The sequence below is a fragment of the Mucilaginibacter gracilis genome (assembly GCF_003633615.1).
GTDB classification, from domain to species: domain Bacteria; phylum Bacteroidota; class Bacteroidia; order Sphingobacteriales; family Sphingobacteriaceae; genus Mucilaginibacter; species Mucilaginibacter gracilis.
This window is the reverse complement of the sequence record NZ_RBKU01000001.1, coordinates 2,187,137-2,201,261: the sequence shown is the minus strand read 5'-3', so window position 1 is coordinate 2,201,261 and position 14,125 is coordinate 2,187,137. Positions and strand designations below refer to the sequence as shown.

Here is a 14,125-nt window from a genome sequence, read left to right as displayed (position 1 = left end):
ATTATTTAGTTCTTAAAGAGTAGCGAAGCGAATTGGTTCAGTGACCGCCTCCATGACTGCCATTCATGGGCGGTGCCGGGTGATTCATAATAAACATGCTTGATCCCTGCACTTTCCAGTGCTTCATGGAAGTTTTTCACACCTGTGTACATTCTTTCCGACTCTGCAGTACCAATACTAAGGTAAACCAGCTTCGCTTTTTTGTTAAAAGCCGACGCGTCGGCCCAAATGCCATTAAACATTTTAGTAACGGGTACCCCTTGTTGCAAAAATGCCGCGCCGCTAAACCCGCCGATATAAGCAAATTTGTCCATATTGGCCATCGTAGTCTGAAAAGTCTGAAATCCGCCCATAGAAAGGCCTGCCATCGCCCTGTGATCACGATCCGGTATTGTTCTGAAATCACGGTCTATCATAGGCACCACTTCTTTAACCAAAACTTCGGGGAAAATGTTGCCTGCACTGCCCGATGGGCTATTTGCATATCCCCTGTCCATAACAACGATCATCGGCACAGCTTTCTTCGATGCGATGAGGTTGTCAAGAATAAAATTCATTTTACCCTGGCCGGGCCAGCCGGTTTCGTCTTCCCCCGATCCGTGCTGCAAGTACAGCACCGGATATTTTTTGGCAACAGAAACATCATAGCCCGGAGGTGTATAAACATTGGCGTGTCTCCAGGCCTGGGTCATTTCGGAATAATACTGAACAGACCTTACCTCGCCATGGGGAACTTTTTTTGCTGTATAATAATCGCCATCAGGATCCGGGATATCGATGCCGCTGGCCATCCGGCCCATCCCGTAAAAGGCCTGGCTCGAAGGATCTACCACGGCCACGTTATCGATGAGGAGCGAATAATAATGAAAACCCAGTACCACAGGATCGGTTGTGAGCGTCCAGAAACCGCCGGTATCCTTTTTCATTTCGTACTTTTTTAACAGGTCAATTTTTACACTTTGGGCGTCCGGCGCTTTTATCCGGAAAAGCACCCGGTTATCCGGCAATATCTGCGGATATTTTTGTCCCGGAATATTGGTTGACGCAGGTGTGCCTTCCTCGCTGTACTGATACTTTGGAAAAGTTGAGATATCAACAGGCTTGAATATCAGTTGCGAAAACATATATAAACCATTTTTCCATACTTTAAAGTCGTGCACGCCGGGCTCAACATAGTAAATATGCGGAACCCCTTTCTCGGCCAGGTATTCATGGGTACGTTTACTGTATATCAATAACCCATCGCTGGCACCGCAGGAGATCCAAAGCAATTTCAATTGCTTTTTAGCTGCCTCAGGGTCTGGTAAAAGCTCCTCGGGCTTTTTTGTATTTGGCGCGGAAGAAAAGCCCCCAACCCAGGCAAATTTGTCCAGGTGAGTGAGGCCGAAGTTCAAAGATTGCCCCCCTCCCATAGATAGGCCGGCTAAAGCCCGGTGCTCCCTGTCAGCTAAAACGGGGTATTGATGCTCGATATAAGGAATCAGGTCATTAAGGAGGTCGTTTTCAAAGGTGGCAAAGGCCTGCACTTTATCAGCCGCCATAATGTTGCCTGTCGGCCGGTCATCTTTCATTGCTCGCCCGTTCGGCAGCACAACAATCATCGGGGCCAGCTTGGCCTGCGCGTATAAATTATCCAAAATAACCTGTGGCTTTCCGCCGTTCAGCCATTCCTTTTCGTCTCCGCCTATTCCGTGTAAAAGATAAAGCACAGGGTATTTCCGGTCTTTTGAGTACCCGGGTGGAGTATATACCAGTGCTTTCCGGGTTGTGCCAACCGTAGTTGACGGATAACTGACCGAGTCGATCCTGCCGTGCGCTATCTCCAGCCGCGGCACATCAAACCCAGGCTGTGCGTGCTTAACTATATTTTGCGCCGATAATGGAACAGCCGATGACATAAACAGGATGACTGCAAAAAGCCCCGGATGAATTTTTAATAAATTTTTCATATTAAATTTTAGCTATTTTATGGTTGGTTCAATCATATGATATTTTCCGCTCAGGTGCATCAGGCTGAACAGGTACAGCAATCCATCATAATACGGATCAAAATACCCGTCATCATAAGGCTGAAGCTTTGCGTTCCATAGTGCATGGATAAAATCAAGCCTCCCTTTTTCTTTAACCATGATAGAGGCCGCAGCCGCCGTAGCCACCAGGCCAAGGGAGTGGCGCAATTTTTTAACTTTTCCGGCTTGCAGAATAAACTCCGGGCGTGAGCCATCCAAGTTAAACTGGTCTTCAAAGTTGTCTACTCCTTTGGATCTCAGGAAACCCTGGAAACGATGTGCATAATTTTCCTGCCATTGCTGATCTTTTCCAAACCAGGCATAATCCATGGCGATATTCATCGGCACCCGCCAAGAATCATATCGAAATGCCGCTGGCATCCAGGGGGTTGAATGCGGCTCACCGCTAAATTCCGTATAGTCTGCATTAAGCCCAGTAGGGGCACTACAGGCCCGGCGTAAAAAAGCCCGGGATGTATCTGCGCAGTCCCGGTAAAATTGTTCATGCCCATCTTTGGCATACAGCGCCCAAACCTCATAAAAGGCAGGCAAATGGTAAGATGGGTCGGTCCAATTATAGTTGTTTCCTTCCGGCACAAAGCTAATCTGCTTATGCGCCGTATTGATTAGGTTATAAACGTTGCCGGTCCCGTCCTTTTGCCACATCGCATCAAGTATGTTCCGGGCTTCCCGGTAATAATTTATGCCCGTATCGTTGCCCCAGCGGTTAGCTGCAAACAACAAACTGGTAGCAAAATATAATTCGCCATCGGAAGCTGACCCTTCAGAATTACGCTTCATGGTTTCTACGTTTATACTCCAGGCAAAATAGCCTTTTCTTGGCCCATCCTGGTGCTGCAGGTATTTTTTCGACCATCTCCAGATCCTATCGAACACATCTTTCTTGTTGAGCTGAACGGCGATCATCATGCCATAGGAAAGCCCTTCTGTCCGTGCATCATGGTTCTTCAAATCAGAAACGTAGGCCATGGTATCGCCTACTTCGAAATATACCCGGCCTGGACCTTCGAACACATCATGATAAGCTTTAGCCACTTTAGTATCTATATCAGCTTGGCTGTAACCAGCTTCCAGGAACAGGTTACTGTACACGCCCGAAATAGCGGCAGGCTGGCTGTCCAGACCATTGGTCTTTTTGACCTTCTGGCCTACCGCCAGATCCGACAGTAGAAAAAGCGCAATAAGGAATAAAAAGGCCGATCTCATTATCTTAAAGATTATTTAAAAAACTGTATACTTTGAATGCTTGTGCCAAGCGCGGTTCCTTTGGGGAACCTGACAAAAATATCATGTTGGCCGCTTGCAGCTTTGATGGCCTGGCGAAACTTTTTCAAATCATGGCCCGAATTTGGGCTCAGGGGCACGGTAGCAATCAATTTTCCTTTTTCAATATCGTCAATCCAAATCTCAATTTCAGCATTGGTTTTTACGCTGGCCGTTACCTCAACAGAAGACGGTGTCTGCAATCCCAGTTCCACGCCGGATATCATGAACCATCCTCCTTTTTGAGAGGTATTGCTTACCTGCTTTGCAGCACCTTTGGTAACGCCAAAGTAATTGCTATATCCGGACGCTGGCAGTACAGAAGTGCCATCTTTGCATATAAACAAATCAAAGTCCGCAGGTTTTCCTTCCGCAAATAATCCAAGGCTCGTTCCAACCCAGGAATTGAAATTGGGTTGTGCCTTGTCCAGCTCCACGGCGCTGATGGGGGCGCCTACAGAAGTCCACAATTTACCATCATTGCTAAAATAGCCGGTTAACGTATGCTGGTCTCTCACCAATTTGAGCCATACGATACGACCCAAAGTATTGGCGATCACACGCTTTGCTGTGTCCATTTGAAAAATAATCTTCTTACCGTGATCATTCCCACTGAACAGGCGCACAATAACCTTTTGGTTGCCGTTGGTAAGGTAGATACCGGCTTTGTCGTTTTCATTAACGGCATCGAGATCAACCCTTGTAACCGCCGAATAAACATGGTCGGTTTCTTTCTGCATAATATGTGTTCTTGCAGTATCGGGGGTCAGTCTCAGCCAGCCCTTTCTCGCCGTAAGGGAATAATTTAAAGATGCCGCTTTAGTAAGAAAATGCCAGCCCATACCTAATGAATCAGCCTCGAAATAATCCGTCCGGACACTGCGCCACGGAATTACGCCCTGAGACAGATCCGGCTTGATAATAGGCTTGGTGGTTGGGGCCATACCCCAAGGGCGGTCGCCTTCCCAAATCACCGGGTAAAGTGCCGTCTGGCGTCCCAGGCCCGACCAGTCATCGCCATCATACTTTTCGTAACTCTGCCCAATCGTCCACCAGGTACCGTCCGCCAGCTGCAGCGGTGCCGAAATGTGGTTTGGCCGGCGGAAACCTACCGACTGATCTGAAATTGGCTTGAAAAACGAACCAAGACGCACCCATTTAGTTGAATCTGCAGTTAATGCAGATGCCCGTAACACGTATTGACCGCCGGATACATCACCCGCCGGGAAATAATAGTAATAGCCGTTCCTTTTGCACATCACAGGTCCTTCGGCCCAACTATACTGGAGCTTAGCGTTAATCCAATCCAGGTTGATTACCGTGTCGGCCAATTGTCCGTCTCTGCCCAACGCCTGGAGGCGATTAATTTTCTGGCCGTTCTTAATCACGATATATGGCTTGCCGTCATCATCAACAAATATCGAATTATCATAGCCAAGATTGCCCGTTTCCCGGTTGGTCTTTAACTGTACAGGAGCAGACCAGGGGCCTTTGGGAGAGCTTGCTTTTGAAAAGTACTGCCCGTTTGCAGAAAAGTAGATCCAGTAAGAGCCGTAGAAATAAGTGATAGCCCCTTGCCATATCCCTGCCGATGGCCTGTCGGTTACCCATTTGCCCTTAGCCGCGGTTAGCACCCTGCTGATCACCTCCCAATGAACCATGTCCCTCGAGTGGTAGATAGGCAGGTAAGGGTTAAAATGAAATGACGAGCCGCAATGATAAAAATCGTCCCCTACCTTCAACATGGTCGGGTCTGGATGATCTCCCGGAAGCACCGGGTTAACATAGGTGCCTACAGTTTGGTAGAACAGGGACGAGTCTGGCGATTTTTTTTGTTGTGCATGGGCAGAAAACGATTCTTGTAAAATTAAACCGGAAATTGCCAAACATAGTATAGAATATTTCATAATCAATTATTGTTCAAAGTATCTTTATTTTAGTGTGGCCGCCTTCGGCAGCCCTTGGTTTAATGTTTTAATTTGGCGCTGTTTAAAGCTGATCCAATCTATTTCTACCGGACCTGAATTCCCGGCGACAAAGAACAGGTCATGTGTGCCTTGTAAACTCTTAAGCAGCACGAATGTTTGAAGCCCCCATTCCGTGCTCCGGCCCAAATTAAGGCGCGCAATCAATGGCCCTGATGGTTTGTCGGCATGTATTTCCAGCACACCACCACGGGCAGCTTTTACTTTGGCCGTAACCCACCTAGTGCTGCCCCTGCTAAATGCAACCCGGTTATATCTTAACCAGGCCCCTGCCTCACTAAACGTTGCCTTCCAGCCTTTCATCTTTTGAAGAGAATCAAGGAATGCGACCGAAATGCCGGAGTTGCCAACAGCGCTGTAACGGTCAATCTGAATCTCAGACGTGGCCGGGCTAATACCTACGCCCCTTAGGGTTTGTAATACCTTCCTTATCGTTCCGTCTCCATTAAAAAACAAGCTATCAGCTCTTATCGACCTGTTCTTATCAAATTGTGGGGATAGGTCATCGTTATGATAAAACAGGTACCATTGGTTTTTGAACTTAATGATTGATTGATGATTGGTCCAGCAACCGGAAGCCGATTCATCCATGATCACACCAGTGTAACTGAACGGCCCCAATGGACTTTTTGACATTGCGTATTCCAGTCTTTCCGTTTTATTTGCCACATGGGGATAAGTGAGGTAATAATTATCCTTCCGCTTAAAAAGATAAGGGCCTTCTTTTAGTCCTTTTTCGGGAAGCTGATCGAAAATAACAGGCTCAGAAGCAAGTTCAAGCATATTGGCTTTGAGTTTTGCTGCATAAATATTGCCCTGGGCCCAGTAAATGTAAGCCTGACCATCATCGTCAATAAATACATTAGGATCTATTCCCTGTATGCCTTCAATTGGTTCCTTTTGAGGCGTAAAAGGGCCGGTCGGTTTGTTGGCTACAGCCACTCCAACACGAAATCCCTTGCCCTTGGAAATACCTCCCGGAGGAGCGGGGAAATAAAAATAGTATTTACCGTTGCGAAAAACACAATCAGGGGCCCACATGCTGTAGGCGGTGGAATCGGCCCATGGAACCCGGTTCTGTGTTAAAATAGTTCCGTGATCCTTCCAGTCTGTCAGGTTCAGGGAAGAAAAAACATGGTAATCCTCCATACAAAACCAATTTGCACGCCCATGTCCCGGTATCACAGGTATGTCGTGTGAGGGATAGATATAGACCCGGTCACCGAAAACCCGGGCAGACGGATCTGCCGTAAACTGGTCGCGTATCAATGGATTCTGGGCAATAACAGTTCCTGTCACCAACCATAAAACCAAACCGATCAAACTATATTTTATTTTTTTCATCATTGTCATTCAATAGTATTTCGCATCGTTATCCAGTTCTGCTAAGTCAATGCCCAAGCAAGCCGTTTGTGGTCATCCATTTAAAAATGGGCTGCATCCATTCTTCCGGGCGCTCCCGCAGAACAAACCCGTGTCCACCTTTAGGAAAAACATGGAGCTCGGCAGGTACATTAGCATGTCGTAAGCTTTCGTAAAATTGTATACTGTTATCCACATCCACCAGCTTATCATCACCGGCATGCGTAATATAAGCAGGAGGTGTATTGGCATTCACCTGCAGTTCATTTGAAAAATAATCAACCGTTTCCTTTAACGGCATCGCACCCAATAAATTCCTCCTTGAATCTGCATGAGTGAGCCCCTCTTGCATGGAGATCACCGGATAAACCAGGATAACAAAAGCAGGTCGCAGGTCAGTATGGCCCTCATTTTCAATGTATGTTTGCTGAAAATGAGTGGCCGCCGTGGCCGCCAAATGTCCTCCTGCGGAGAAGCCCATAATTCCCACTTTTTTAACATCCAATCCCCATTGCAGGGCATGTTCCCGAACAAACTTAATTGCCTGCTGGGCGTCCTGCAGTGGGCCAATCTTTTTGTCAATCATCAGCGAATCATCTGGCAACCTGTATTGAAGAACAAAAGCCGCTATGCCATTTTTGGCAAACGCCTTCGCTGTCCGTACACCTTCCGCCTCGTAAGTTAATACTTTGTAACTGCCGCCGGGACATATAATAACCGCCGAGCCACCCGCAGTTGACTTTTCTGGCAGAAAAACCTCAAGCATAGGATGGGTAACTGCATAAACCATTCCGGCTGCAGCCGGCCTTACAGGCCGCGCGGCCTGAACATGACGGCTATTAGGTATTTTTCCGGGGTAAATGCTAACGGTATCCTGCGCTTCTGAATATATTGATAGCGATAAAAAAAACGCTAACAGCTGTGCACAAGCAAAAAGCTTCCAAAAGGCAAGCTTAGTTTTTAAATATAGCATGTTTAGCAGGTATTCGTTGGTTTAATTATAAATTTTTAGGCTGGTTTGGATATGAGCAACACCCTGCCAGCACGAAAGTATACACCTTGGGGAAGGGAGTGTATGACATTTCACAAATTTGCTATAACGAATGTTTAACTTCAAGATAATTATTTAGCCATAAGGAATTTTAGCAGAGACGGTTGTTTTTCTACTGAAAAATCCATTGTTTTCTTTTTGGTTTGCCATACTGGTTTATTCATTTGTTGAAATTGATAGCATTATTGTTCAATATCACTTCTTCGAGTTGCGATAATGAGTTCGAATAATTTCCTTTGACTATACCGCTTTAGCGTTTAGCACTAATTTCAAATGAAATCATTACTTCATCCTTCCAAGCTAGCCCTGCTGGCGTTCAGTTTATCCAAAGCTGCGGTGTTTCCGAACTATAACAGAAAGCCTCCAATTAATTATACCAGAAAGTAAGAAAATGAAAAAAAACATACAGCAATCGCTTATCCTATCAGGAAGCCTTTGTACTGCCCTGATCTGCTCCACCTTAACGGGTTGTCATTCGCACAAAACGATGATGATCGCTGATCATCCGGCCGTGCAAGAAACAAAAGGCTTAAAAGATTATTACCAAAATTATTTCCCGGTAGGCGTTGCGGTTAACATGGCCGCACTGAGCGGCAAAACCGCTGAACTGGTTACCAAAGAATTCAACAGTGTGACTCCAGAAAACGATATGAAAATATCCGTTATTCACCCACGCGAAAACCAATACAACTGGAAAAACGCAGATGCTATCGTTGATTTCGCTGTAAGCCATCATATTAAGATACGGGGGCATAATTTGCTTTGGCACACCCAGGTTCCGAATTGGATGTTTAGAGACAGCACCGGTGCCCTGGTAAGTAAAGAAATCTTATTAAAGCGCCTTAAAGAGCATATTTCAACGGTGGTTAATCGTTATAAAGGCAAAATATACGCATGGGACGTAGTGAATGAAGCCATAGATGACAATCCGGACAAATACCTCCGTAATTCATTGTGGTACCAAATATGTGGTGAGGATTTTTTGGCAAAGGCATTTGAATACGCACACGAAGCCGACCCCAAAGCCGCGCTTTACTATAATGATTACAACAGCGAGAACCCATCCAAGAGGGAAAAAATTTACAAATTGCTCAAAAATTTAAAAGACGCGAAGGTACCTATAGATGGTGTTGGCTTGCAGGGACATTGGAAACTGAACGATCCAAGCCCAGATCTGATCCGCGCAGCTATAGATCGTTACGCATCGCTGGGATTAAAGATCCAGATCACCGAACTTGACGTAACCATTCGCGGACCCAGAACCAGGCCCAAACCCCAAAGCGATAACAGTGTAACCCTACCGGTTGACTCCGGCTATACCGAAGGTATAGCGAACCTTCAGGCAGACCGTTACCGGGCGATCTTCCAGATCTTTCGTGATTACAAACAAGTAATCACCAGCGTAACCTTTTGGAATGTTTCTGACCGTTACAGCTGGCTTGACGCCAGAAACGGAGGGCTCGCGGGCGGGGCGGCAGCAAGTTTAAATACACCAATGGTGGTCCGTAAAGCCTACCCCTTACTTTTTGATGAGAATTTACAGCGCAAGAAAGCTTACTGGTCTGTGGTGAAATTCTAAGTGGGAGTACATATCCTTATCACGTTTATACTACACCAGTAATTAAAAAGAGGCTGTCTCAAAATTTGAGACAGCCTCTTTTATCAGTAAGAAACGATTTATCAGTTTACTTTTTGATCTATGGCGTATTAGTGTTGTTTCAAGTTTGGATTAAGCTTCAATTCATTCTCATTAATAGGAAGCAGCCATTTTGATTGGTCTGTTAAAGTTGCTTCCAGGTACGGAGTAAGCGATGCAGGCGCCCGCTTTTCCACGGCGTCTATTAAAACCCGTGGCCTGCCATGTCTGGCTATCCGCATCAGGTCATACCAGCGTCTGCCTTCGTAACCCAGCTCTAAGCCTCTTTCCCTCAAAATAAAATCTTCTATCTGGTCGTTCGTTGATGCAGTGGTTATACCAGATACACTCGCCGCAGGCATACCTGCACGGCCCCTAACACTGTTTATCTTTGATATAGAATTGGCTTTATCGCCTATCCTGTTTAAGGCCTCTGCCCATAACAGGTACATATCTCCCTGGCGGGTAAGATGGAAATCACCCTCGCTCCGGTACGGCAACCTTACTGGTGGCGGAACATCAATACTGGCCGGGGCCACCTTAGCTGTACCTAACCATTTCCATATAACGGGATTGGCGCTTCCCACGCGGTTATATGATGGGGCACCACCTGCATAAGTAGCTCCGAATCCACGGTAAGCATCATCGGTGGCGGTATTGGTTATACTGACGCTGTTAGGCCAGTTTGGATTGTAAGTTTTGATCGCGATATCAGACGGAGCCACCATATACTTGCCTCCGGCGGCCGGATCATTGGAGGTAAGCATCATCAGCGTACTTGTTTCTCTTGTCGAGTAGGTAAATACACAGGTAAACATGCCCTCGTTAAACAAGGAATTTCCGAGCGTAAAGATATCGAACCAGTGGTCGCCGCCTGTAGGGCTGCTGCCATTACCCAAAAAAGTGTATTGCCCTGTATTTTGCCAGGCCTGGCAGGCTGTATTAGCTAATGCGTACTTGTTCCTCCATAAATACAACTCGGCTTGAAGCGCACACACGGTACCTTTTGTTACACGGTGCCTGGTTTGCTCATTGCTGACCCTTAACGTACCGTCGTCATTAAAAACGTTGGCAACAAAATCTGTTTTGGCAAAAGCTTCAGTCAGGTCTTTTTCACAAGAGTCTAATATCGTTTCTCGGGATGTTACCGAAAGGTAACTTACTTTGCTGATGTCATCCACTACCGTATTGGTATATGGCACGTCTCCCCAGTTCCTAACGAGGTGAAAGTAGGCAAAAGCCCGTAAATACTTCGCTTCACCAATGTATTGATTTTTGATGAAATCAGAAAAATTGTTTTGATCAGGCGGTACACGGGGTACATTTTTGATCACAAAATTCGCCCTGTTAATCAGGTCGTAATAAGGAGACCAGTTGGTGTACCTGTTGGTTGGTTTGGCACGATGCTCGGCAAGCTGCACGATATCACTATCAGCCCCGCTGCCCGGTTTTGCCCAATCGCCCTGAACCTCACCTAACACAAAGATGTAATCTACTAACGGCTGCAGGGCCTGATAAGCTCCTCTAAGCATATATTGTGCATCCCAGTAATCGGTCAAAAAGTCCTGGTCGCGGGTTACATCAGTCGGTGCTACATCCAGGAATTTTTTGCAGGATGATATGCCGGTAATCGTCAGTATCGCTGTGCAGAACAACGCGATAAATACTGACGTTTTTTTATAAAATATTTTCATGATCTTTTGATAATATATTTAAACACTATAAACCAAGTTTAACCCCCAGATAAATGATTCGGGACTGTGGCAAACTTGCATAGTCCGCGCTATATTGCACCTGGTTTATTGCACTGCCTACCTCCGGCCCATAGCCCTTATATTTAGTGAACGTATAAAGGTTTTGCCCGGTAACCTGTATCCTCACGCTTTTAAAGATGCTGCTTAGCCTTGCACTTTTAAGAGGCATATTGTACCCTAAAGTAACCGCCTTGAAGCGCAGATAAGAGCCATCTTCGATCCAGCGGCTTGAGAAACGGTTATTTCCTTCCGGGTCTCCATATTGCAAACGTGGCATGGATGACACGTCACCTTCCTGGCGCCAGCGGTTAAGTATTGAGGTTGACTGGTTATCATAATTAGACATTGATTCTAAAGCGGCACGCTGGGCGTTATATACCTGGTTGCCATAAGCGAAATCCATAAAGATGGCCAGATCAAACATTTTATAAGAAAATGTATTGTGAAATCCTCCAAAAAATTTCGGATTCGCGTTACCAATTACTTTGCGGTCGTTGGTATCAATCACACCATTATGGTCAACATCTTCAAACATTACGTCGCCTCCTTTAAAGGGTGCACTATTAGACGCGCCATTCTTTACATGAACATCTGATGTTTTAGAATAAACACCTACAGCATTATAGCCGTAATAAGCACCAACAGAATTGCCAACGGCCAGAATAGAAGCATAACCGCCGGAATAATTAACGATAGGGTTAATCTTATCAGGTAAAGACAAGATGGTGTTGCTGTTAAACGCGATATTAAATCCGGAGGTCCAGCCAAACGCACCTTTTTTAACCCGGGTAGCCAGGCTAAGCTCCAGTCCGCGGTTTCTCATGGAACCTTCACTTACTGTATAGGTTTTAAAACCGCTGATGCCCGGCAGATTAATTGCGTTTAAAAGATCGTTGGTGGTACGGTTGTAATAATTGGCTGTAAGCTCAACACCATTTTTAAAAAAGCCGATATCGATACCGCCGTCAAATTGTTGCGTTTTTTCCCAGGTAAAATTCGGGTTGCCCAAAATGCCCAGCTTTACAGCCGAATAGCCCTGATAAGGCGAAGCGACCAGGGAATTATAACCCGCATAATAACCTACATCATCATTACCTGTTATACCATAACTGGTCCTTAGTGTTAAATCAGATATCAGCTTGTTCTGAGCCAAAAATCCCTCTTTTGACAAATGCCATGAACCCGCAACTGATGGAAAATATCCCCACTGATGACCCTGCGCAAAGCGGCTGGACCCATCGGCGCGGATGTTTGCGCCAATACTGTATTTTGATTTGTAGCTGTATTGCGCACCAGCAAAAAAAGACAATAACCGCCAGGTTGGCTGCGAACTGGCCAATGAATCTAAGAAATTGGGATCGCCGGTGTTGAGTACAAACTGATCTGCAGTTGAATTGATCGCCTTCAGATACTTCGAATCCAAAGAAGTGGTTTGAAACGAGTTGCCCACATAAGCCGATATAACGCTAATGCCGGAAGCAGAGGTTTTCTCGTAATTAAGCGTATTTTCGTTAATGGCCATCAGTTCTGTACTATTGCCCTGTGCAGAATAGCGCGTTACATAGGTCACCGGGGCAAAGCCTGCCGAAGGCACGAAACGAATCTCGTTTAACCTATCGAAATCTCCGGCCAAACCAATATGCAAAAACAAGTTTGGTGAAAAGGTATATTGCGCTGTAATTTTCCCTAAAATGCGATTGGTGCTATTTTCTGTACGCATTCTGTTAATTACAGCATACGGGTTGTTACGCCCTGCATAATCGGCACTGTCGGGGTCACGCAAAGTGTTTCCGAAATTGTCATGCTGCAATGAAGTTAACGTTGGGCTTTTTAATGTAGCAAGTAACAGCGGGTTGGTATTACTGCTACTACCTTCATCTTTTAGTGTTTTATCGCTTCTTACATAGGATAAGGTATTTAGGAACGTTAATTTACGCCCCACCTTATAATCAAAATTGAACCTGGCACTAAAGCGGCTGTAATTTGTATTTGATATCACACCACCTTGATTAACATATCCGGCTAATAAAGAATATTTAGCCACGGCATCACCCCCGCGTAGTAACAGATTGAAGTCGTTCAAACTACCGCTTCGCAGCATTTGTTTTTGCCAATCCGTATTGTTGTTATAGCGCCACAGTTGGTTGGTGGGCGTTGAAAGCAACAGGTAACGCCCCATACCGCTCTGGATCTGCGCGGCAGTCTGTCCCCTGGAAGTTTCCTGTTCGATGATCATGTTGCGATATTGATCAGCATTAAGTACGGAAAGCTCTTTAGGTGCAAAAGAAACGCCCGAATTTACTGTCACGTCCAACAAGGTCTTACCACTTGTTCCGCCGTATGTATTGATAATCACTACACCATTGCTGCCCCTTATGCCATAAGGCGCGGTTGCGTAAGCATCCTTTAGCACGGTTATAGAAGCGATATCATGTGGATTGATATCAGCCAAAGGATCATTATCGGCATTAAGTGCCAGTGGAGACTGGTTGCGGATTGACCTGATAGGGATACCATCCACGATATAAAGCGGTGTTGTACCGGCGTTCAATGTAGCTACTCCCCTGATATTGACCAGGGCACCAGAACCAGGAGCACCGGAGGTGTTTACGACGTGTACTCCAGCCGACTGCGCCTGTAGCAACGCACTTATGGATTGCGCGGTCAGTTCCTTATAGCGATTATCCAGTAAAGTACTCACAACACCAATAGAGGGCTGTCTTTTAACTCCCAAATATCCAACATCAGGATTTTGTTGGTCTTGTACATCCTTTTGTAATGTTAAGGCACGTATCAGGGAATCTGTTTTTGAAAGTTTGGGAATGGGTTGCTTACTTTGTCCTAATGCAGGGCTCCATAATCCAAAGCAAGTTGCCGCTGCACAGAAAAAACAAATTGCATGGAGTCGAAATTTTATCATTTTATTTTATTTTAAAAAGGTCAAACATTGCAACAGAAATGGGACGTCTGTCCATAATGGGAGCATAACTGCCCATTTCCGTTGTTAATCACATTAAAGGCACTATTTGCCCCTGATTTCGACA

8 protein-coding genes are annotated in these 14,125 nt (G+C 45.7%); 1 reads left to right on the top strand and 7 read right to left on the bottom strand.

All coding sequences use genetic code 11. The features are described from left to right. Positions 1-5: 5 nt before the first annotated feature. The 5 genes from BDD43_RS09450 to BDD43_RS09430 are packed head-to-tail and all read right to left on the bottom strand — an operon-like array spanning position 6 to position 7,613. Positions 6-1,949, bottom strand: coding sequence for an alpha/beta hydrolase-fold protein (locus tag BDD43_RS09450; protein ID WP_211339667.1), 1,944 nt, complete (start codon positions 1,947-1,949; stop codon positions 6-8). Positions 1,950-1,961: 12 nt separating this feature from the next. Further along, on the bottom strand, positions 1,962-3,236 hold the full coding sequence (locus BDD43_RS09445; RefSeq protein ID WP_121197448.1) for a glycosyl hydrolase family 8: 1,275 nt from the start codon (positions 3,234-3,236) through the stop codon (positions 1,962-1,964). An 11-nt stretch (positions 3,237-3,247) separates the two neighbouring features. After that, a complete protein-coding gene (locus tag BDD43_RS09440) occupies positions 3,248-5,200 on the bottom strand; it encodes a family 43 glycosylhydrolase (RefSeq protein WP_121197447.1) in 1,953 nt (650 codons plus the stop codon). A gap of 24 nt (positions 5,201-5,224) precedes the next feature. Further along, a complete protein-coding gene (locus tag BDD43_RS09435; RefSeq protein WP_246001507.1) occupies positions 5,225-6,625 on the bottom strand; it encodes a family 43 glycosylhydrolase in 1,401 nt (466 codons plus the stop codon). A 43-nt stretch (positions 6,626-6,668) separates the two neighbouring features. Next, positions 6,669-7,613 (bottom strand): alpha/beta hydrolase, encoded by a 945-nt coding sequence (locus BDD43_RS09430; RefSeq protein WP_121197445.1) that lies wholly within the window; start codon positions 7,611-7,613, stop codon positions 6,669-6,671. Positions 7,614-8,082: 469 nt separating this feature from the next. Here BDD43_RS09430 and BDD43_RS09425 point away from each other — a divergent pair, with 469 nt between their 5' ends. Further along, complete coding sequence (locus BDD43_RS09425; protein ID WP_121197444.1) at positions 8,083-9,270, top strand: endo-1,4-beta-xylanase; 1,188 nt, start codon at positions 8,083-8,085, stop codon at positions 9,268-9,270. Positions 9,271-9,398: 128 nt separating this feature from the next. Here BDD43_RS09425 and BDD43_RS09420 read toward each other — a convergent pair whose 3' ends face one another. Together BDD43_RS09420 and BDD43_RS09415 are read right to left on the bottom strand one after the other, a co-directional pair. Beyond that, on the bottom strand, positions 9,399-11,021 hold the full coding sequence (locus BDD43_RS09420) for a RagB/SusD family nutrient uptake outer membrane protein (protein WP_121197443.1): 1,623 nt from the start codon (positions 11,019-11,021) through the stop codon (positions 9,399-9,401). A gap of 25 nt (positions 11,022-11,046) precedes the next feature. Beyond that, positions 11,047-14,001: a SusC/RagA family TonB-linked outer membrane protein gene (locus BDD43_RS09415; RefSeq protein WP_121197442.1), complete on the bottom strand. Its 2,955-nt coding sequence runs from the start codon at positions 13,999-14,001 to the stop codon at positions 11,047-11,049. Positions 14,002-14,125: the final 124 nt, after the last annotated feature.

Coding starts and splice junctions, on each gene's coding strand:
- BDD43_RS09450 (WP_211339667.1), bottom strand. CDS start 1,949: ATGAAAAATTTATTAAAAATTCATCCGGGGCTTTTTGCAGTCATCCTG.
- BDD43_RS09445 (WP_121197448.1), bottom strand. CDS start 3,236: ATGAGATCGGCCTTTTTATTCCTTATTGCGCTTTTTCTACTGTCGGAT.
- BDD43_RS09440 (WP_121197447.1), bottom strand. CDS start 5,200: ATGAAATATTCTATACTATGTTTGGCAATTTCCGGTTTAATTTTACAA.
- BDD43_RS09435 (WP_246001507.1), bottom strand. CDS start 6,625: ATGATGAAAAAAATAAAATATAGTTTGATCGGTTTGGTTTTATGGTTG.
- BDD43_RS09430 (WP_121197445.1), bottom strand. CDS start 7,613: ATGCTATATTTAAAAACTAAGCTTGCCTTTTGGAAGCTTTTTGCTTGT.
- BDD43_RS09425 (WP_121197444.1), top strand. CDS start 8,083: ATGAAAAAAAACATACAGCAATCGCTTATCCTATCAGGAAGCCTTTGT.
- BDD43_RS09420 (WP_121197443.1), bottom strand. CDS start 11,021: ATGAAAATATTTTATAAAAAAACGTCAGTATTTATCGCGTTGTTCTGC.
- BDD43_RS09415 (WP_121197442.1), bottom strand. CDS start 14,001: ATGATAAAATTTCGACTCCATGCAATTTGTTTTTTCTGTGCAGCGGCA.